Annotated in this window: 16 protein-coding genes; 6 read left to right on the top strand and 10 right to left on the bottom strand. The window is 71.8% G+C overall.

All coding sequences use genetic code 11. From position 1 onward, the window contains the following. Positions 1 to 114: 114 nt before the first annotated feature. Both ABD987_RS14725 and metH read right to left on the bottom strand, forming a co-directional pair. Positions 115 to 795, bottom strand: coding sequence for an HAD family hydrolase (locus tag ABD987_RS14725; protein ID WP_345392300.1), 681 nt, complete (start codon positions 793 to 795; stop codon positions 115 to 117). Positions 796 to 812: 17 nt separating this feature from the next. After that, entirely contained in the window at positions 813 to 4379 is a 3567-nt protein-coding gene (metH, locus tag ABD987_RS14720) for a methionine synthase (RefSeq protein WP_345392297.1), read from the bottom strand. A gap of 39 nt (positions 4380 to 4418) precedes the next feature. Between metH and ABD987_RS14715 the strand changes: the two genes are divergently transcribed. Continuing rightward, positions 4419 to 5339, top strand: a complete 921-nt coding sequence (locus tag ABD987_RS14715; protein WP_345392294.1) for a PAC2 family protein — start codon at positions 4419 to 4421, stop codon at positions 5337 to 5339. Positions 5340 to 5357: 18 nt separating this feature from the next. Here the strand turns inward: ABD987_RS14715 and ABD987_RS14710 are convergent, their stop codons facing one another. Further along, positions 5358 to 6191, bottom strand: coding sequence for a metallophosphoesterase family protein (locus ABD987_RS14710; protein WP_345392291.1), 834 nt, complete (start codon positions 6189 to 6191; stop codon positions 5358 to 5360). Positions 6192 to 6293: 102 nt separating this feature from the next. Here ABD987_RS14710 and ABD987_RS14705 point away from each other — a divergent pair, with 102 nt between their 5' ends. Next, complete coding sequence (locus tag ABD987_RS14705) at positions 6294 to 6959, top strand: class I SAM-dependent DNA methyltransferase (protein ID WP_345392288.1); 666 nt, start codon at positions 6294 to 6296, stop codon at positions 6957 to 6959. Here ABD987_RS14705 and ABD987_RS14700 read toward each other — a convergent pair. Continuing rightward, the gene (locus ABD987_RS14700; protein WP_345392285.1) at positions 6859 to 8145 is read right to left on the bottom strand and encodes an MFS transporter; all 1287 of its coding nucleotides are present in this window, start codon (positions 8143 to 8145) and stop codon (positions 6859 to 6861) included. The genes ABD987_RS14705 and ABD987_RS14700 overlap by 101 nt on opposite strands. Then, the gene (locus ABD987_RS14695) at positions 8142 to 8726 is read right to left on the bottom strand and encodes a helix-turn-helix domain-containing protein (RefSeq protein WP_345392282.1); all 585 of its coding nucleotides are present in this window, start codon (positions 8724 to 8726) and stop codon (positions 8142 to 8144) included. The genes ABD987_RS14700 and ABD987_RS14695 overlap by 4 nt, the downstream gene beginning before the upstream one ends. 150 nt (positions 8727 to 8876) lie before the next feature. On the opposite strand from ABD987_RS14695, the gene ABD987_RS14690 reads away from it, so the two are divergent. Continuing rightward, entirely contained in the window at positions 8877 to 9365 is a 489-nt protein-coding gene (locus tag ABD987_RS14690) for a MarR family winged helix-turn-helix transcriptional regulator (RefSeq protein WP_345392279.1), read from the top strand. Between the two features lie 157 nt (positions 9366 to 9522). Continuing rightward, positions 9523 to 11148, top strand: coding sequence for an ABC-F family ATP-binding cassette domain-containing protein (locus ABD987_RS14685; protein WP_345392276.1), 1626 nt, complete (start codon positions 9523 to 9525; stop codon positions 11146 to 11148). 178 nt (positions 11149 to 11326) lie between these two features. Here ABD987_RS14685 and mshC read toward each other — a convergent pair whose 3' ends face one another. The 4 genes from mshC to ABD987_RS14665 form a co-directional block, all read right to left on the bottom strand. Further along, positions 11327 to 12565: a cysteine--1-D-myo-inosityl 2-amino-2-deoxy-alpha-D-glucopyranoside ligase gene (gene mshC / locus ABD987_RS14680; RefSeq protein ID WP_345392273.1), complete on the bottom strand. Its 1239-nt coding sequence runs from the start codon at positions 12563 to 12565 to the stop codon at positions 11327 to 11329. Between the two features lie 102 nt (positions 12566 to 12667). Next, positions 12668 to 13435 (bottom strand): MerR family transcriptional regulator, encoded by a 768-nt coding sequence (locus tag ABD987_RS14675; protein ID WP_345392270.1) that lies wholly within the window; start codon positions 13433 to 13435, stop codon positions 12668 to 12670. Positions 13436 to 13528: 93 nt separating this feature from the next. Next, complete coding sequence (locus ABD987_RS14670; protein WP_345392267.1) at positions 13529 to 15487, bottom strand: VWA domain-containing protein; 1959 nt, start codon at positions 15485 to 15487, stop codon at positions 13529 to 13531. Beyond that, positions 15487 to 16884, bottom strand: a complete 1398-nt coding sequence (locus tag ABD987_RS14665) for an ATP-binding protein (RefSeq protein WP_345392264.1) — start codon at positions 16882 to 16884, stop codon at positions 15487 to 15489. The genes ABD987_RS14670 and ABD987_RS14665 overlap by 1 nt, the downstream gene beginning before the upstream one ends. Before the next feature lie 100 nt (positions 16885 to 16984). Here ABD987_RS14665 and ABD987_RS14660 point away from each other — a divergent pair, with 100 nt between their 5' ends. After that, a complete protein-coding gene (locus tag ABD987_RS14660; RefSeq protein WP_345392261.1) occupies positions 16985 to 17782 on the top strand; it encodes a hypothetical protein in 798 nt (265 codons plus the stop codon). Between the two features lie 27 nt (positions 17783 to 17809). Here the strand turns inward: ABD987_RS14660 and ABD987_RS14655 are convergent, their stop codons facing one another. Beyond that, complete coding sequence (locus ABD987_RS14655; RefSeq protein ID WP_345392258.1) at positions 17810 to 18853, bottom strand: ferrochelatase; 1044 nt, start codon at positions 18851 to 18853, stop codon at positions 17810 to 17812. Positions 18854 to 18939: 86 nt separating this feature from the next. Here ABD987_RS14655 and ABD987_RS14650 point away from each other — a divergent pair, with 86 nt between their 5' ends. Then, a complete protein-coding gene (locus tag ABD987_RS14650; protein WP_345392255.1) occupies positions 18940 to 19524 on the top strand; it encodes a TetR/AcrR family transcriptional regulator in 585 nt (194 codons plus the stop codon). Positions 19525 to 19576: the final 52 nt, after the last annotated feature.

Here is a 19576-nt window from a genome sequence, read left to right as displayed (position 1 = left end):
CGGGGCTAGCGAAAACGCGACACGTACGTGGCTTCGTCCCCAAGGACCCCGTCAGCGCTTCTCGGGCGTCCGCCGAAACAACGTCCACTTCGGACGGAACAGCGGCGGCACTGCTCAGGCCAGCAGGGCGGCGAGCGTCGCCGCGTCCACCCCGACGAGGGACTCGCGGAACACCCGCCGCTCCCCCGGCTCGACCTCGACGTCGTTGGGCACGACGAGCACGGTGCAGCCCGCCGCGGCGGCCGATTCGGTGCCCGGCGGCGAGTCCTCCACCGCCACGCACCGCGCCGGGGACACCCCGAGCAGCTCGGCGGCCTTGAGGTAGGGCCGGGGATGCGGCTTGTTCAGCCCGTCGACCTCGTCCCCGCACACCGTGACCGCGAAGAACTCCCGCCCGATCGTGTTCAGCGCCAGATCGGTGAGGCCGCGTTCGGTCGAGGTGACCAGCGCCATCGGGACGCCCGCGGCCCGGAGCGCCGTCAGCGCTTCACGCGCTCCCGGCCGCCAGGGCAGCGCGTCGTCGAACAGCCCGGCGGTGCGGCGGCGGACCCACTCGCTGGTCTCCGCGACCTTTTCCGGCGTCACCGTGGTGCCAGTCACTTCGAGCAGGTACGTCGAGGTCGCGTCCATGTTGGACCCGACCAGCGTCATCCGCTGCTCCTCCGACAGGGTCCCGCCGAGCCATTCCGCCGCCTCGTAGAGGGCGACGTCCCACAGTTTCTCCGAATCGACGAGCGTGCCGTCCATGTCCCACAACACGGCGGCGAGTCCGTCCGATGTGGACGGTGAGGTCACGGGGCCCCCTTTTCGGGTCAGGTGTTGAAGTACTTCGCTTCCGGGTGATGGCAGACGATCGCGTCGGTCGACTGCTCCGGGTGCAGCTGGAACTCCTCGGACAGCTTGACACCGATCCGCGATGGCTCCAGCAGCTCCACGATCTTCGCACGGTCCTCCAGATCGGGGCACGCCCCATACCCGAGCGAGAAGCGCGCGCCCCGGTAACCGAGCTTGAAGAACTCCTCGACGTCGGCGGGGTCCTCCTCGGCCACCGCCACGCCACCGGCGAAGCGCAGCTCGTGGCGGATCCGGCAGTGCCAGTACTCCGCCAGCGCCTCGGTGAGCTGCACGCCGAGACCGTGCACCTCCAGGTAGTCGCGGTAGGAGTCGCCGGCGAACAGCTCGTTGGCGTAGTCGGCGATCGGCTGGCCCATCGTGCACAGCGTGAGCGGGACGACGTCGACGGTCCCCTCCGCCACGGCCAGCTCCCGCGGCCGGTAGAAGTCGGCCAGGCACAGCCGCCGGTCGCGGCGCTGGCGCGGGAAGGTGAACCGCAGCCGTTCCGGCGCGTCCGGGCGCGGCTCGGCCAGCACCACGACGTCGTCGCCCTCGGCCACGCACGGGAAGTAGCCGTAGACCACCGCGGCGTGCGCGAGGACACCGTCCGCGGTCAGCCGGTCCAGCCAGTACCGCAGCCGCGGCCTGCCGTCGGTCTCCACCAGCTCCTCGTAGGTCGGCCCGGTACCGCCCCTGGCCCCCTTGAGACCCCACTGCCCCATGAACGTGGCGCGCTCGTCGAGCATCGCCGCGTAGTCGGCCAGCGCGACGCCCTTGACCACGCGTGAGCCCCAGAACGGCGGCGCCGGCACCGGAACGTCGGTGGCGACGTCGGACCGCGCGGGCGGCGGTTCTTCGCCCGCCTCCCGCTCGGCCTGCTTCGCCCTGCGGGCCTCGGCGATCCGCAGCGAGCGCTCCCGGCGTTCCTTGCGCTCCCGCCGCTTCTTTTCCGCCTCCGCGTCCACGATCGGCGTCTCGCCGCGTTTCGCGGCCATGATGGCGTCCATCAGCCGAAGCCCCTCGAAGGCGTCCCTGGCGTAGCGGACGTCACCGAGGTACAGCTCGGTCAGGTCGTTCTCGACGTAGGAGCGGGTGAGCGCGGCGCCGCCGAGCAGCACGGGCCAGCGGGCGGAGACCCCTCGGGAGTTCATCTCCTCGAGGTTCTCCTTCATGATCACCGTGGACTTGACCAACAGCCCGGACATCCCGATCGCGTCGGCACCGTTCTCCTCCGCCGCGTCGAGGATCGTCGTGATCGGCTGCTTGATGCCGAGGTTGACGACCTCGTACCCGTTGTTGGACAGGATGATGTCGACGAGGTTCTTGCCGATGTCGTGCACGTCGCCGCGGACGGTCGCCAGCACGATCCGGCCCTTGCCGCTGTCGTCGTCGGACTCCAGGTGCGGTTCGAGGTGCGCGACCGCCGCCTTCATCACCTCGGCCGACTGCAGCACGAACGGAAGCTGCATCTGACCGGAGCCGAACAGCTCGCCGACGGTCTTCATCCCGGCCAGCAGCGTGTCGTTGATGATCTCCAGCGCCGGCCGCCGCGTCAGCGCCTCGTCCAGATCGGTGTCCAGCCCGGTGCGCTCACCGTCGACGATCCGCCGCTCCAGCCGCTCGAACAGGGGCAGCGCGGCCAGCTCCTCCGCGCGCGAGGCCTTCGACGAGGCGGCGCTGACGCCCTCGAACAACGCCATCAGCGCCTGCAGCGGGTCGTAGCCCTCGCGGCGGCGGTCGTAGATGAGGTCGAGCGCCACGGCTCGCTGCTCCTCCGGGATCCGGGCCATCGGCAGGATCTTCGACGCGTGCACGATCGCGGTGTCCAGGCCGGCCTGGACGCATTCATGCAGGAACACCGAGTTCAGCACCTGGCGGGCCGCCGGGTTGAGACCGAAGGACACGTTCGACAGCCCCAGCGTGGTCTGGACCTCGGGATACCGCCGCTTCAGCTCGCGGATCGCCTCGATCGTTTCGACCGCGTCCCCGCGCGACTCCTCCTGCCCGGTGCAGATCGTGAAGGTGAGCGTGTCGATGATGATGTCGCTGTGGCGCAGCCCCCAGTTCCCCGCCATGTCCTCGATCAGCCGGGCGGCGATCTCGACCTTCTTCGCCGCGGTCCTGGCCTGGCCCTGCTCGTCGATGGTCAGCGCGACCACGGCGGCGCCGAACTCCTTCGCCATCGCCATGACCCGCTGGAACCGCGACTCGGGCCCGTCGCCGTCCTCGTAGTTCACCGAGTTGATCGCACACCGGCCGCCGAGCCGTTCCAGGCCCGCGCGCAGCACGCCGACCTCGGTGGAGTCCAGCATGATCGGCAGCGTCGACGCCGTCGCGAGCCGCCCGGCCAGCTCGGCCATGTCCGCCTCGCCGTCGCGGCCCACGTAGTCGACGCACAGGTCCAGCAGGTGCGCGCCGTCCCGGGTCTGGTCGCGGGCGATCTCGACGCAGTCGTCCAGCCGTCCCTCCAGCATCGCCTGCCGGAACGCCTTCGAGCCGTTGGCGTTGGTGCGCTCGCCGATCATCAGCACGCTGGCGTCCTGCTGGAAGGGCACGGCCTGGTAGAGCGAGGACACCCCGGGTTCCGGACGCGGGCGGCGCCGCGCCGGGGCCAGGTCCGCGACGGCGGCGGCCAGCTGCCGGATGTGCTCATCGGTCGTGCCACAGCAGCCGCCCACCAGGCCGACGCCGAACTCCCGGACGAACCCGGTGAGCGCCTCCGCGAGCCCCTCCGGGCTCAGCGGGTACACCGCGCCGTCCGGGCCGAGTTCCGGCAGGCCGGCGTTCGGCATCACCGAGAGCGGGACCCGCGCGTGCTTGGACAGCTGCCGCAGGTGCTCGCTCATCTCGGCGGGCCCGGTCGCGCAGTTCAGGCCGATGAGGTCGATGCCCATCGGCTCCAGCGCGGCGAGCGCGGCGCCGACCTCGGTACCGAGCAGCATCGTGCCGGTGGTCTCGACGGTGATCGAGGCGATGATCGGGATCCGCCTGCCCTCGGCGGCCATCGCGCGGTGCGCCGCGATGATCGAGGCCTTCGTCTGGAGGATGTCCTGCGTGGTCTCGACGATCACCGCGTCCGCCCCGCCCGCCAGCAGCCCGCGGACCTCCTCGAAGTAGGCGTCACGCAGCGTCGTGAAGGGCGCGTGCCCCAGCGTCGGCAGTTTCGTGCCAGGGCCGACCGAGCCGAGGACGAACCGAGGCCGCTCCGGCGTCGAAAACTCGTCGGCGACCTCGCGGGCCAGCCGGGTCCCGGCCTCGGCCAGCTCGAAGATCCGCTCGGGAATGTCGTATTCGGCCAGGTTCGCGTAGTTGGCCCCGAACGTGTTCGTCTCGACGGCGTCCGCGCCCGCCGTCAAATACCCCCGATGGACGCCCCGGACTACATCCGGACGGGTGATATTCAGTATCTCGTTACAGCCCTCGAGACCTGCGAAATCATCCAGACCGAGGTCGTGGGCCTGCAGGGCGGTACCCATCGCACCGTCGGCTACCAGGACCCGGGTGCGGAGGGCGTCGAGTAACGGCGAGGCGAGGCGATCGGACATGCTGAACAGCGTACGGCCGCAGGGTCGTAGGCTGGTCAAGTGAGTGAGCCCGTCGACGAAACCCAGCGGCCTGATGAGCCGGGCAGCGCCCCGGAGCCCGACCGCGCCGAAACGAACCGCCCCCTGATGGTCGTCGCCTTCGAAGGCTGGAACGACGCCGGGGACGCGGCCAGCAGGGCGGTCGAGCATCTGCAGCTCAACTGGGACGCGACTCCCCTGGCCGAGCTGAGCCCGGACGACTACTACGACTACCAGGTGAGCAGGCCCACCGTCCGCATGGTGGACGGCGTCACCCGGCGGATCGACTGGCCGACCACCCGGCTGTCGGTGTGCCGCCCCGACGGGCTCGACCGCGACGTCATCCTCGTCCAGGGCCCCGAGCCGAACATGCGCTGGCGGGCCTTCTGCGCCGAGTTGCTCGACCACATCCAGCAGCTCGACGTCGCCGTCGTGGTGACGCTCGGTGCGCTGCTCGCCGACACCGCGCACACCCGGCCGGTGCCGGTCACCGGGACGGCCTACGACAAGGAGACCGCTTCCCTGTTCCATCTCGACCTGAACAACTACCAAGGCCCGACCGGCATCGTCGGGGTGCTGCAGGACTATTGCGTCCAGGCCGGGATCCCGGCGGTCTCGATCTGGGCCGCGGTGCCGCACTACGTCTCGCATCCGCCGTCGCCGAAGGCCACCCTGGCGCTGCTGCGCAAGCTGGAGGACGTGCTGGACGTCGAGATCCCGCTCGGCGCGCTTCCCGAGCAGTCCGAGGAGTGGGAGCGCACGGTCACCGAAATGGCCGACGAGGACGAGGAGATCAGCGAGTACGTCCGCGGCCTGGAGGAACGCGGCGACGCGGACAACGAGTTCACCCTGGAGGACGTGAGCGGCGACAAGATCGCCGCCGAGTTCGAGCGGTACCTGCGCCGCCGCAGGCCGGGGCAGGACGGCCCCGGCCTCCGCTAGACGGGCCCCGCGCCGCCGTCAGGAGGGCCAGAGGACACGGCGCAGCGGGACCGGGCCACGGGACCGCTTGCGCCACTCCCTCGGATAGCCGAGGGAGACCTCCTCGAACCGGACGCCGTCAGCCTCGGTCGTCCTCGGGATGTGCAGGTGCCCGTAGACGGCCACCTCCGCGCGATAGCGCAGGTGCCAGTCCTCGGTCCGCGTCGTCCCGCACCACAGCGCGAACTCCGGCCAGTACAACGGCGCCGTCGGGTGCCGGTGCAGCGGCCAGTGCGACATGAGCACCGTCCCGTGGTCCTCCGGGATCGCGTCGAGCCGCTCGACGCTGGTCTTCAGCCGGTCCGCGCACCACGCCTGGCGGGTCGGATACGGGTCGGGGTACAGGAAGTACTCGTCGGTGCAGACCACCCCCGCGTCCCGGGCCTGCCGCAACGCGACTTCGAGCGTCTTGCCCTCTGCCTCGGGCGTGCGCCAGCTGTAGTCGTAGAGCAGGAACAGCGGCGCGATCGTCAGCGGCCGCGCCGCGTGCCGCCACACCGGGAACTCGTCCTCCGGGGTCAGCACGTCGATCGCACGGCAGCGCTCGACCAGGTGCTCGTACCGTGCCTGGCCCCGCAGCTGGCACTCGTCCTTGGCGGTGGTCCACAGCTCGTGGTTGCCCGGCGTCCAGATCACCTTCGCGAACCGCCGTCGCAGCACTTCGAGCGTTTCGACGACCGATTCGACCCGTTCCGCGACGTCGCCCGCGACGAGCAGCCAGTCGTCCGGGGTCTCGGGCACGACGTCGTCGACGATCGGGGCGTTGCCCTCGTGGGTCACGTGGAGATCGCTGGTGGCGAAGAGATACGGCACCCCACCACGGTAACCACCCTGGTGCCGGACAAGACAGCGAACGACGAATCGCACACCCGGAAAGACCGGACCTCGCCCTTGCTCGCGCCTACGGTGTCGGACATGGACGCGGACGGCTGGCTGGCGGACACCCGGACTTCTTACGACACGGTCGCGGTCAGCTACGCCGATCAACTACGTCACGCCGTCGATGGCGCGCCGTACCTGCGAGCGACGCTGGCTTTGTTCGCCGACGCCGTGCGGGCGGCCGGGGACGGACCGGTGGCGGACGTGGGCTGCGGGCCGGGGCACGTCACCGAGCACCTGGCCAGGCTGGGCATCGATGCTTTCGGCATCGACCTCTCCCCCGCGATGATCGAGGTGGCCCGGCGTGACCATCCCGGCCTCCGGTTCGAGGTGGGGTCGATGACCGACCTGGATCTCGCCGACGGTTCGGTCGCCGGTCTGCTCGCCTGGTGGTCGCTGATCCACCTGCCCGACAGTGTGGTTCCCTCGGTTTTCGGGCACTTCCGGCGGGTGCTGCGCCGCGGCGGACCGCTGCTCATCGGCTTTCACGTCGGTCAGGAGGTCCGGCTGAAAACCACGGGCTACGGCGGGCATCCCATGAAGGTGAACGTCCACCGCCGACAGCCCGGGCAGGTGGCGGGGTGGCTGCGTGCCGCCGGGTTCACCGTCGAAGCCCAGCTGCTGCTCGACCCGGACGAGGAAGTCCCGCAGGCCCTGCTTTTCGCCCGCCTCCGAACGACCGACGTTCCCGCTCCCGCGTAGACCTCCGGCGGGCGACGAGGACGATCAGGCCCGCGAGAAGGTAGAGGCCGGCCTGGACGTCGAGCAGCGCGGCCGTGCCGAAGACCGGGATCAACGCGCCCGCGAGCAGCGCGCCCGCCGACATCCCGGCAGCGACCATCGCGAACACCGTGCTCAGCACCCGGCCCGCCCGTTCCGGCGACACGATGCTCTGCACCTCGGCGAGCTGCCCGGCGCCGGTCAGGACCGCCGGTGCGCCCACGGCCATGAAGAGCCCCGCGTACACCCCGATCGCCGTCGTCACCGCCGCCAGGTTCCAGATCACTCCGGACAGCACGGCCATCGCCAGCGCACCCCAGCCCAGCAACGCGGTGGGCGCGACCCGGCGGGCGACCGTCGCCAGCGCGAGCCCGGCCGCCAAGCCCCCGATCGCCTGGACACCGCGCAGCAGACCGGCGTCGGCTTCGCTGCCACCCAAGGTGTCGAGCACATAGACCACGAAGAGCACCAGGAACATGCCCTGGGCCACCGAACCGAGCACCACCGCTGCGCCGACCGGGCGGAGCCGCCTGTGCCGGGCCAGCTCCCGCAGACCGTCCACCCAGGCTCGGACCACCGGCTCGCGGACCGTGGTACGTGGGGTGTTTTCCTTACGGCCGAACGGTTTGAGCAGCAGAAGCACCGCCGCGGCGAGCGCGGCGACGTATCCGGCCACCACCGTGCCCAGGCCCGACTCGCCCAGCAGCGCGCCGCCGAGCCAGCCCCCGGCCAGCCGCGCGACGCTCCCGTTGACGCTCATCAGGCCGTTCGCCGCCGTGACCTCGGTGACGCCGACGAGCTGCGGAACCAGCGCGTTGCGCGCCGGTTCGAACGCCGCGGCGAGCCCGGCCTGCGCCGCCATGACGACGTACACGACCGGTGCCCCGGTGAAGGACAACAGCGGGAGCACGACGATCGCCTGCCCCGCCGACACAGCGGTCATCACCAGCCGCCGGTCCCACCGGTCCGCGACCACCCCCGCGACGGGACTCAGCAGCACCATCGGCAGCATGCCGAGCACGATGCTCAGCGCGGTCGAGGTCGCCGAACCGGTGGTCCGGAAAAGATGGACCGGCAGCGCGACCTGGAGCATCCACTCGGCGCTCTCGGCGAAGAACGCCGCCACCCACAGCCGTCCGAAGCCCGGCTCCCCCAGTGGCCCCTTCACGCCTCCGGCCGCCCGTCGTGCGCGATCCGAGGGAAGGCCCGCAGGCCGACGTGCACCGGCCGCGCGTCCTCCGGCGCGTCGGCCCTGATCGTCGCCACGTACGGCCGGACCAGCGCGTCGATCGCGTCGGTCAGCCCGGCCAGCTCGGCCGGCGTCAACCGCAGCGCGTAGGTGCTGAGCCCGCTCGTGTCGCGCCATTCCGGCTCCAGTTCGTCCACGGTGTCCAGGAACCGCCGGGTCAGCTCCTGCTCACGTGCGAGGGCTGCGCCGACGACGGCGAGCCGGGCCCGCCGCGACGCCGGATCGCCCGGCTCACCGAGCTCGAAGCCCACCGCACAGGCCCGCCACGGACGCTCGCGGCCGTCCTCCGCCTCGGCCCGCTCCACCAAGCCGTACTGCGCGAGCTGACGGAGGTGCCAGCTGCAGTTCGAGGCCGTGGACCCGACCGCGGCCGCGCACTCGCTCGCCGTCCGCGGGCCGACGGCCATCAGGTGATCCAGGACGGCCGAGCGCAGGGGATGCGCCAGCGCCCGCATCAGCTCCACGTCTTCGATCCGCTTGCGCGGTGGCAGCTCGGTCATCGACCCCCCTTGCGAAAGAGTTCTTTCGAAAGTCTTCTTTCATAATTACCGTCGATCTGCGGACTGTCAACGCCTTCCGATATCCTTGACCCGTCAGTCACTGCACAGCGCAGCGACTGCTCCCGTTCGCTACTGCTTGGAAGCCGACCCGTGCCCGACCAGCGAGAACTCGCCACAGCCGCCGCACTGGCGCTCCCCCACTTCGTCAGCTCCACCGTGCGCTTCCACGCCGCGGTCGCCGAACGCCTCGGGGTGACCGCCACCGAACTGCACTGCCTGCACCTGGTCAGCGGCGGCGTTTCGGAGTCCCCGACCGAGCTCGCCGGCCTGCTCGGCATGACCACCGGCGCGTTCACCCGCATGCTCGACCGGATGGAACGCGCCCGGCTCGTCGAACGCGTCCCCGACCCCGAGGACCGGCGACGCCTCGCCGTGCGCCCGCTCCCCGACCGGCTGCCGGAACTGGCCGAGCTGTACGCGCCACTCGCCCGCTTCTTCGGCGACCGCTTCGGCGGTTTCGACCGCCGCCAGCTCACCGCCCTGCTCGGGTTCCTCACCGACGGCCGCGCGATCGCCGAACGCGAGGCGACCCGGCTGCGCGAGTCCCCCGAACACGTGACCCGCGTCATACCGGGTTGACTAACCCTACTCCCGTCGCATTAAGCTGTGCGCACTATGAGGAACTGAACCGCGCCCATCCCCGCTTCCGAGGCCGCGCCCGGTGGAGCCCACGCTCCCGTGCGCCACGACGCCCGGCGAGGACTTTCCCCTTCCACCCAGGGCCCGGTGACGCACCATGTCTCGTACGCTTTCCTTGCAGGCCAACGACCTCGTCTTCGGCTACGGCACCCGCCTCGTACTCAACGGCGTCTCGCTGACCGCCTCGGCCGGGCAACGGGTCGGGCTCGTCGGCGAGAACGGCGCCGGGAAGTCGACCCTGCTCCGGCTCCTCGCCGGGCTCGAACACCCCCGCTCCGGCGAGGTCCGGCGGGGCGACGACCTCGGCTTCCTCCTCCAGGAACTGCCCTTCCCGGCCACGGCCGCGTTCTCCGACGTCATCGACGACGCGCTCGCCGAAATCCGCACGGCCACCGCGCGGCTCGACGAGCTCACCGCCGCGATGGCCGAACGCCCCGACGACGCCGCACTGCTCGACGAGTACGGCCGGGTGCTCGACTGGGCACAGGCACACGACCTGTGGGACGCCGACCGCCGCGCCGAACTCGTCTGCGACGGGCTCGGCCTCGGTGGCATCGACCCGGCGCGGCGGCTCGGCACGCTCTCCGGCGGCCAGCGGTCCCGGCTCGGTCTCGCTGCGCTGCTCGTCCGCCGCCCGGAGACGCTGCTGCTCGACGAGCCGACGAACCACCTCGACGACGCGGCGATGGAGTTCCTCGAACGCCATCTCGCCGAGCTCACCGGCGTCGTGGTGCTGTCCTCGCACGACCGTGTGTTCCTCGACGCGGTGTGCACCGACATCGTCGATCTCGACCCCGCTCCGGCGGACCGGCTGGTCGGCGGCGCGACCCGGTACGGCGGCTCGTATTCCGCCTACCTCGGCCAGAAACGGGCCGAGCGGGCCCGCTGGGAACAGCGATACGCCGAGGAACAGGAGGAGCTCAAGGAGCTTCGGGAAACGGTCGCGGTCACCGCGCGCAACGTGGCGTACGGGCGGGGACCGCGGGACAACGACAAGTTCATCCACCACTTCAAGGGCGCCCGCGTCCAGAAGACGATCTCCCGGCGGGTGCGCGACGCCCAGCAGCGGCTCGAAGAACTCGAACGCGCGCAGGTCCGCAAACCGCCCGCGCCGCTGCGGTTCGCCGCCGAGCTGACCGGGAAGGCCGCCGGGGACGGACCCGCCGTCTCGGTCCGCGAACTGGAGGTGCCCGGACGGCTCAGCGTGCCGAGGCTGGACGTCACCGGCACCGCCCGGCTGCTCGTCACCGGCGGCAACGGCGCCGGGAAGTCGACGCTGCTGTCCGTGCTGGCGGGACGGCTCACGCCCGCCGGCGGAACCGTCCACTTCGGACACGGGGTGCGTGTCGGGATGCTCGACCAGGACGTCGAGTTCCCCGATCCCGCGCGGACCGCGCATCAGGTCTACCGGGAGGCACTGGGCGAACAGGCCCCGCCGCTGAGCAGGCTCGGCCTGCTGGCCTCCCGCGACCTCGGGCGGCCGGTCGGCACGCTGTCGGTCGGCCAGCGCCGCCGCCTGGCACTCGCCGTCCTGCTCGCCCAGCCGCCGGACGTGCTTTTGCTCGACGAACCGACGAACCACATCTCGCTGACACTGGCCGAGGAGTTGTTCGCCGCGCTCGGCTCGGCACCGGGAGCGGTGGTGATCGCCTCGCACGATCGGTGGCTGCGTCGCGACTGGACCGGCGATCGGCTCGAACTCGCCGACGGGAAGGTCGCCTAGCCGCACGCTCCGAAGGCCACCTTGAGGGACGCCAACGCCCTCAAGGTGGCCTTCAGCACACTGGACCTACCCCGACGCCCATGGGAAGACCATAGCCACTAGCGAAAGCGGAGCCGTATAGGTCGTTATACACCGTGGTGGGCGCCGAGACCTCCGGCGTCCACCACGGTGCCGGGGTTCAGAGGGCGATGCCGAGGAGGGCGTCGACCGCGGTCCGGAGCCGCTCCGGTGCCGCGGGGTCGGTGCCGTCGCGGCGGAGGGCGGCGTTCGCCCACGCGTCCACGGCCGCCAGTGCCTTCGGGGTGTCGAGGTCGTCGGCGAGGTGGTCGCGCAGCCGGGCGATGGTGTCGGCGGGGTCCGGCCCGGCGGGCAGGGAAACCGCTTCCCGCCAGCGCGCGAGCCGGGTTTCGGCCTCGGCGAGCAGGTCGGCGGTCCACGGCCGGTCGGTGCGGTAGTGCCCGGCGAACAGGGCGAGCCGGATCGCCCCGGCGTCCACCCCGTCGGCACGCAGCCGGGAGACGAAGACCAGGTTCCCCCGCGACTTCGACATCTTCTCGCCGTCGAGGCCGATCATCCCGGCGTGCACGTAGTGCCGCGCGAACGGTCCGTCCCCGGCCACCGCCTCGGCGTGGGCGGCGCTGAACTCGTGGTGCGGGAAGACCAGGTCGGAGCCGCCGCCCTGGACGTCGAAGCCGAGGCCGAGCCGGTTGACCGCGATCGCGCTGCACTCGATGTGCCAGCCCGGCCTGCCGGTGCCGAGCTCGGACTCCCACGACGGCTCACCGGGCCGCGCCGCCCGCCAGAGCAACGCGTCGAGCGGGTGCCGTTTGCCCGGCCGCTCCGGATCGCCGCCCCGCTCGGCGAAGAACTTCGCCATGGTCTCGGCGTCATAGTTCGACTCGTAGCCGAACCGCCCGGTCGCACTGTGGTCGAAGTAGACGTCGGGGTACTCGGGATCGTCCACGCGGTAGGCGCTGCCGTTGGCGATCAGCTTGGCGATGACCTCGACGATCTCCGGGATGCTCTCCACGGCGCCGACGAACTCGCGCGGCGGGATCACCCGCAGCGCCTCCATGTCCTCGCGGAACAGCGCAGTCTCGCGCATGCCGAGCACGATCCAGTCGTCGGAGTCCCGCTCTGCTCGTTCGAGCAGCGGCTCGTCGATGTCGGTGACGTTCTGGACGTAGTGCACCTCATGCCCGGCGTCCCGCCACAGGCGGTTGACCAGGTCGAACGCGAGGTAGGTCGCGGCGTGCCCCAGGTGGGTCGCGTCGTAGGGGGTGATGCCGCACACGTACATCCGGGCGGTCTCCCCCGGCGCGGTCGGGCGGATCTGCCCGGTCGCGGTGTCGTGGAGCCGGAGCGGGCGGGGGGTGCCGGGGAGCCGGGGCACGTCGACCGATGACCAAGTCTGCATACCCTCGACTCTAAGCACCGCCGCCGCCACACTCCCGACCGGTGGGAAAATCTCACGTCCGGGGCGGCGCCGGACGGTCCCCGCCCGTCCGGCGCCGCCGGGTCAGCCCTGCCCGGCGCGGGCCGCGTTCGCCCGGATCGCGTCCCGCACGAACACCCCGATCCCCGGCCGCTGCTCCGGCTCGCGGATCAGGAAACCGAGCTGTACCGGCTCGGACACGTACAGCTCGGCGATGCGCTGCTGCATCTCGTACCCGCACTCCCCCATGAACCGGCCGAGCATCGCCCGGTGCTCCTCGGCCAGCGCCATCGCCTCCGCGCCGTCCGGGGCCGCGCCGCCGTCCAGCAGGGCCAGCAGCCTGCGGACCCAGTCCGCACGGGCCCGCTCGCCCTCGGCCAAGTCCTCTTTGGACATCTCGGGCGGCCGGGCCCGCCACTCGGGCGTGTGCCCCCAGCGGCGCACCGCCTCCTCCTCGTAGCCCGCCGGCTCGCGGAAACCGCCGAACACCTCGAGCTTTTCTTCGGGCGTCAACGCGTTGCCCATCAGCTTCGCCTCCATCGTGCGTTCGACGAGCTCGGCCATCCGGCCCAGCCGCGCGATGCGCTCCTCGAGCAGCGCGTGCTGGTGCCGCAGGTGCTCGACGGCCCCGGCCCCGGGGTCGTCGAGGATGGCCGCGATCGTCTCGAGGCCGAATCCGAGTTCCCGGTAGAACAGGATGCGCTGCAGCCGGTCGAGGTCGTCCTCGTCGTAGCTGCGGTATCCCGCCGTGGTCCGCCCGCTCGGCGCGAGCAGCCCGACCTCGTCGTAGTGGTGCAGCGTGCGGACGGTGACGCCCGCCAGCCGGGCCACCTCGCCCACCGGGTACCCCATCGTGCCTCCCTTCGGCCGTTCCGGCCCTGACGAGGTCCACCCTGGAGCCTCACGTGACGTGAGGGTCAAGTGTCGCCCGGCCCGGCAGTCCGGTCAGCGACGGCGGGTGTGCAGGAAGTCGCTCACCACGGCGGCGCCGAGCCCGTCCGGATCCGGAGCGAGCACCCGGCCGCCCGAGCGGCGCGCGATCATCTCGACGAACGCCGTCAGCCGGGGGTCGTCCCCGAGCCGGAACACCGTCACCGCCGCGCCGAGCTTCGCGATCCGGTCCACTTCGGACAGTGTCTTGTGGATGGTCGCGGGCTCCGGCGGGTAGTCGAACACGGCCTCGCCGTCCGGTTCCAGATGCGCGGTCGGTTCGCCGTCGGTGACCATCAGCACCACCGCCTGCGCGTCGGGATGCCGTCGCAGGTGACGGCCCGCCAGCAACAGGGCGTGCTGGGCGTTGGTCCCCTGCTCCCAGGTCCCCTCCAGGCCGATCAGCTCCGGCAGCTCGACGGGCGTCGCGTAGCGGCCGAAGGTGATCAGCTGCAGGGCGTCGTTGCGGAACCGGGTGCTGATGAGCTGGTGCAGGGCGAGCGCGGTCCGCTTCATCGGCAGCCACCGGCCCTCCTGGACCATCGACCACGACGTGTCCACCAGCAGCGCCACCGCCGCGCGGGACCGGTGCTCGGTCTCCACCACCTCGACGTCCTCGACGTCGAGACGAACCGCGCCGGTGCCGGTCGACACCGACCGCAGCACCGCGTTGCGGATCGTACGCGGCACGTCCCACGGCTGCATGTCCCCGAACCGCCACGGCCTGCTCGCCCCGGTCGGCTCGCCGGCCGCGCCCGCGGACTCCGTCTCGCGCTCGCCCGCCTTCCCGCGCAGCGCGTTCACCACCTCGGCGAGCGCGGTCTCGCCCAGCCGGCGCAACGCCTTGGGCGACAGACGCAGCGTGCCGTCCGGCGCCCGTTCGAACAGGCCCTGCCGCCGCAGCTCGCGTTCCAGCTCGGACAGCCGCCGCGCGTCGACGCCCGCGTCGGGGCCGAGCTGCCGTTCGAGCGCGTCGAGGTCGATGTCCTCCAGCCGCGCGCCGGGATAAGACTGGCCGAGCTGCTCGGCGAGCGCGTCCAGCTCGGCGAGGTCGGACATCGCCCGCGCGCCTTCGCCGAGCCCCAGCGGGTCCTGGCCGCGGAAGCGCTCGGACGAGGTCCAGTCCTCGCCCGGCCGCAGCGCGCGGAGCTGAGCGTCCAGTGTGGACAGTTGCTGGGCGAGCCGGGGATCGCCGAACGCCTGCTGGGTCAGCTCGGCCAGTTCCGCGCGTTGTTCCTCGGTCATCGAGTTCAGCATCCGCTGCGCCGCGGCCGAGCGTGCCGCGAGGACGTCGACCAGCTCTTCGACGTTCTGGGGATTCTCGGGGAAGAACTCCCCGTGGCGGCGCATGAACTCCGCGAACCGCTCGTCGATGTCGTCGACGCCGCGCGCGTGCGCGTTCAGCAGCGCGTTGAGGTCCGACAGCATCTGGTTGACGCGTTCGACGTCCTCCGGGCCCGCGTTCTCCAGCGCCTGTTTCATGCCCTGGAACCGCGAGTCCATCAGCTCGCGGCCGAGCAGGTCCCGGATCCGTTCGTAGTTCTCGCGTCCCTGCTCGGACCGCCACTCGTACTCGGCGAGCTCGCGGACGGCCGCGGCCGTGCCCGGCGGCAACGCGTCGAGCTGGGCCTCCCGGAAGCGCGCGTCGTCGTCCGGATCGGGGAACAGCGCGCGGCGCTCGGCGTCGAGTGCCTCCTGGAGCAGCCGCTGGACCTCCTGCAGGGTCCCGTCGAGGCGATGCCGTCGCTGGATCTCCGAACGGCGCTGCCACAGCCGCCGGGTCAGCTCGTCGAGCCCGGCCGTGCGCTCGGTGCCCCGGCGCAGCAGTTCCTCCAGCGCCGACCGGGGCGACGCCCCGGCCATCACGTCGCGGCCGATCTCGTCGAGCGCGTCACGCAGGTCCGCGGGCGGCGCGAGCGGGTCCGGCCCGTCGTGCCACGGACCGTAGGAATATCCCTCGGGCAGCAACGGCATTATTCGCCGTACACCGTCGTGCCCTCGCCGGAGTCCTTACTGACCCGGCGGGCGAGGAACAGCGATTCCAGTGCCAGTTCGACCGCCGAGGCGATCCGTCCGGCCGGCTCGTCCGCCGACACCCCGGCGCGCTGCGCGACCTCGTGCAGCACCGGCAGTTCCGGGAGCGCGGACAGCACGTCCCGGCCTGGCACGCGCTCCCCCGTCGCGACCAGGTGCCCGTCGGCGACGGCGTCGGCCAGCGGGCGCAGGTCGAGCCCGGCGAAGCGCTCGCGCGCCGTCTCCGCGAGCGCGCGGCGCATCAGGTGCACGAGGTGCTCGATCTCGCGGCCCTCCTCGCCGGGCTCGAACTCGATCTTGCCGCGCAGCACGGCGGGCACCGCGTCGAGGTCGACCGGACGGGCGACCGCGGGCTGCTCGCCGGTCAGCGCGGAACGCCGCAGCGCCGCCGCGGCGACGGTCTCGGCCGCCGCGATCGCGAACCGGGCCGACACCCCGGAGCGCTGGTCGATCACCGGGGAGTCCCGCAGGTTCCGCACGAACCGGGAGAGGACCTCCAGCAGCGGCTCGCCGACCTCCGCGACGAGGCGGGCCTCCTGCCGTACCACCGCGACCTCGGCCGCGACGTCGAGCGGGTAGTGCGTGCGGATCTCCGCGCCGAAGCGGTCCTTGAGCGGGGTGATGATCCGGCCGCGGTTGGTGTAGTCCTCCGGGTTCGCGGTCGCTACGAGCAGCACGTCCAGCGGCAGCCGCAGGGTGTACCCGCGAACCTGGATGTCGCGTTCCTCCATGACGTTCAGCAGCGCGACCTGGATGCGCTCGGCGAGGTCGGGCAGTTCGTTGATCGCCACGACGCCGCGGTGCGCCCTCGGCACGAGTCCGAAGTGGATGGTCTCGGGATCGCCGAGGCTGCGGCCCTCGGCCACCTTCACCGGGTCGACGTCGCCGATCAGGTCACCGACCGAGGTGTCCGGGGTGGCGAGCTTCTCGGTGTACCGCTCGCTCCGATGACGCCACGTCACGGGCAGGTCGTCGCCGAGTTCGGCGGCGCGGCGGATCGAGGCCGGGGTGATCGGTTCGAGCGGGTGTTCGCCCAGCTCGGCGCCCTCGATGACCGGGGTCCACTCGTCGAGCAGACCGGCCAGGGTGCGCAGCAGGCGCGTCTTGCCCTGGCCACGCTCGCCGAGCAGGACGACGTCGTGGCCGGCGAGCAGCGCGCGTTCGAGCTGGGGCAGCACCGTGCGGGAGAACCCGACGATCCCCGGCCAGGCGTCCTCCCCCGCGCGCAGGGCGGCGAGCAGGTTGTCGTGGATCTCCTGGCTGATCGGGCGGGGCCGGTACCCGGCCTCGCGCAGGGCCCCGGCGGTGCGGGGAAGAGAGTCTGGTGCGGCGTTCACCAGCACGACGCTAGCCCCGACTCCGCGTCACGTCGACGTGGACCAACTCCAGCCCAGCCGAGGGAAACCGGACTCCGGAGTACGGGTAAAATAGGGCGTCGTGTGCCGTCCCAGTGCGACCCTCGCGGTCTGGTCCTCCGCGTGGCTCAACGGAGCCGCCGCCTCCGACGACGTGCTCGACGCCCTGAAGGCGTGGGGCGAGGCCCATGACGTGGTCGCGGGCGACCCCGGCGCTTCGGAAGCGTTCTTCTTCTCGCGGGCCTACAACCGCGCCGCGACCCCGGTGGATCTCCTGCTCGCCCTGCGCGCGCAGGGCATCACCACGGTCAACCTGGTGCTGCCCGTCCCCGGCGACGTGCGCGGGCTCGGCGGTGGCGGGCTGTTCACCGAGGCGGCGCTGCGCTGCGGGGAGGCCATCGTCCTGCCCGAGATCGCCTACGGCATCGTGCCGGAGACGATCGCCGAAGGGCTCGTGCGCTGGACGGCCTACGCGCTCGAAAACGAGGCGCAGCTGGAGTACTTCCCGCTCGGCGAGTCCGAGCACGCCCTCACCGACGCCATCCGCGACAGCGCCGGGGCGCTCCAGGCGCTCGACGTCGCGAGCGATCGGCCGGGCGTACGGGCCGAGCTGTCCGCCCACCTCCGCGCCCGGCCGGACGTGGACTGGCCGGCCGGGACACCAGGGCGCGCGCTGCGCGTGCTCCAGCGCGCCGAGGAGATCTCGGCGATCCTGGCCATCGCCCAGCTCGACGACCCGGGCGGCGCGCTGTCCGCGTCCGCGGTCACCCGGCGCGCCGAGGCACTGCGCCCGCTGGCCAACGCGGTCCGGATCGCCCGCTGCGCCGCGGTGAACGAGGCCGTCCGCGTCTTCGCCGAGCAGGCCGACCGCCAGCCCTGAGCGTTCCTCGCCCGCCCCAAAGCGACGTCAGCGCGCGGGGCGTTTCGCCGGTTCGCAGCAGCCGACGGCACAGGGCTTGCCGTCGACCGTGCAGCCCAGTGCCGGGAAGGGTGACAGCTTCCGTGCCGGGACGCCCTCGGTGTGCTCACGCACCAGCTCGACGACGAGCTCGGCGAACCGGGGGTCGGTGTCCGGGGTCGCCGCGCGGGCGAAGCCCATGCCCAGTTCGGCCGCGCGCTCGGCGGCCTCGTTGTCGAGGTCCCAGATCACCTCGAGGTGATCGGAGACGAACCCGACCGGGCACACCACCACCGAGGTCATGCCCTCGGCGTGCAGCGCGTCGATGTGGTCGACGATGTCCGGCTCCAGCCACGGGACCTGCGGCGGACCGGACCGCGACTGCCACACGACGTCGTAGGTCCCGATCCCCGCCTCGGCCGCCACCAGCCGGGCGGCCTCGGCGATCTGGCGCGAGTACAACCGGCCGCCCTCTTCCGGCGGGCCCGATGCCTTGTCGGCGCTCTCCGGCACCGAGTGCGCGCAGAACACCGTCCGCGTACCCGGCACGTCCCCGAGTTTCGCGTGCGCCGCGCGGACCGCGTCCGCGATCGCCGCGACGAACAGCGGGTGGTCGAAGAACTGGCGCAGCTTCACCAGCTCCGGAGCGTCCTCGCCGACCGCGGCACGCGCGCGCTCGATGTCCTCGTCGTACTGACGGCACGCGGAGTACCCGCCGTAGGCACTGGTCGGGAACACCAGCGCGCGGCGCACGCCGTCCCGCGCCATCTCGGCCAGGGTGTCCTCGACCATCGGACGCCAGTTGCGGTTGCCGAAACGCACCGGCAGGTCGACACCCGACGCCGCCAGCCGCTTCTCCACCGCCGCGATCGCGTCGCGGTTGAGCCGGTTGATCGGCGAGACCCCGCCGAAGTGCTGGTAGTGCTCGGAAACCTCGAGCAGCCGCTCCCTGGGCACCCCCCGGCCCCGGGTGACGTTCTCCAGGAACGGCATCACCTCGTCGGGCCCCTCGGGACCGCCGAACGAAAGCCATAGCAACGCGTCGTAACCCACCCCGTCATCTTGCCGCTGTGGCGGACCCCACGCCCACGCGGGCCAATTTTGGAACACTCAATACAAAACGATGCTACGCTCGCGGCATGGCCAGGCCACGGGAATTCGACGAGACCGTCGCGGTCGAAGGCGCGATGAACGCCTTCTGGGCGCGCGGTTACGAAGGCACGTCCACTCAGGACCTGTGTGCCGCGACCGGGCTGGGCCGCAGCAGCATCTACAACACCTTCGCCAGCAAACGGGCCCTGTTCGAGCGCGCGCTCGACCACTACCGCGCGCGAGGCGTGCGCATCCGGGGCGACCTGCTCGAAGGCCCCGGCACCGCCGCCGAAAAGATCGCGCGACTGCTCGAAGACGTCGTCGAGGACGAACTGGAGCACGCGCGCCGGGGCTGCCTCGTGGTCAACACGGTCGCCGAGTTCGGCGTGCGGGACAAGGAAATCACCGCGCTGATCGACGCCGACACCGCCGCCCATCTTCGCCAGCTGACCACCTGCGTCCGCGCCGGCCAGGCCGACGGCAGCCTCACCAGGGACCGGAAACCGGCCGACATCGCACAGTTCGTGCACAGCACGGTCGGCGGACTGCGACTGATGTCGCGACGCGGGGAAAGCGCGGCCGCGATGCGCGCCGTCGCCGACATCGCACTGGCGGCCGTCACCGCGAGCTGACCCACCGTCCACCCGACCGGGGCGTCCCGCGCCCTTGTTTTGTACTGATCAT

The organism is Amycolatopsis samaneae (genome assembly GCF_039541975.1).
Classification (GTDB): domain Bacteria; phylum Actinomycetota; class Actinomycetes; order Mycobacteriales; family Pseudonocardiaceae; genus Amycolatopsis; species Amycolatopsis samaneae.
Note: the sequence above shows the minus strand (reverse complement) of the source record. Positions and strands in the feature narration are given on the sequence as shown.

Excerpts from the sequence above, each read along its gene's own strand:
- ABD987_RS14650 (WP_345392255.1), top strand. The coding sequence starts at position 18,940 with ATGGCCAGGCCACGGGAATTCGACGAGACCGTCGCGGTCGAAGGCGCG.
- ABD987_RS14670 (WP_345392267.1), bottom strand. The coding sequence starts at position 15,487 with ATGCCGTTGCTGCCCGAGGGATATTCCTACGGTCCGTGGCACGACGGG.
- metH (WP_345392297.1), bottom strand. The coding sequence starts at position 4,379 with ATGTCCGATCGCCTCGCCTCGCCGTTACTCGACGCCCTCCGCACCCGG.
- ABD987_RS14705 (WP_345392288.1), top strand. The coding sequence starts at position 6,294 with ATGGACGCGGACGGCTGGCTGGCGGACACCCGGACTTCTTACGACACG.
- ABD987_RS14675 (WP_345392270.1), bottom strand. The coding sequence starts at position 13,435 with ATGGGGTACCCGGTGGGCGAGGTGGCCCGGCTGGCGGGCGTCACCGTC.
- ABD987_RS14695 (WP_345392282.1), bottom strand. The coding sequence starts at position 8,726 with ATGACCGAGCTGCCACCGCGCAAGCGGATCGAAGACGTGGAGCTGATG.
- ABD987_RS14685 (WP_345392276.1), top strand. The coding sequence starts at position 9,523 with ATGTCTCGTACGCTTTCCTTGCAGGCCAACGACCTCGTCTTCGGCTAC.
- mshC (WP_345392273.1), bottom strand. The coding sequence starts at position 12,565 with ATGCAGACTTGGTCATCGGTCGACGTGCCCCGGCTCCCCGGCACCCCC.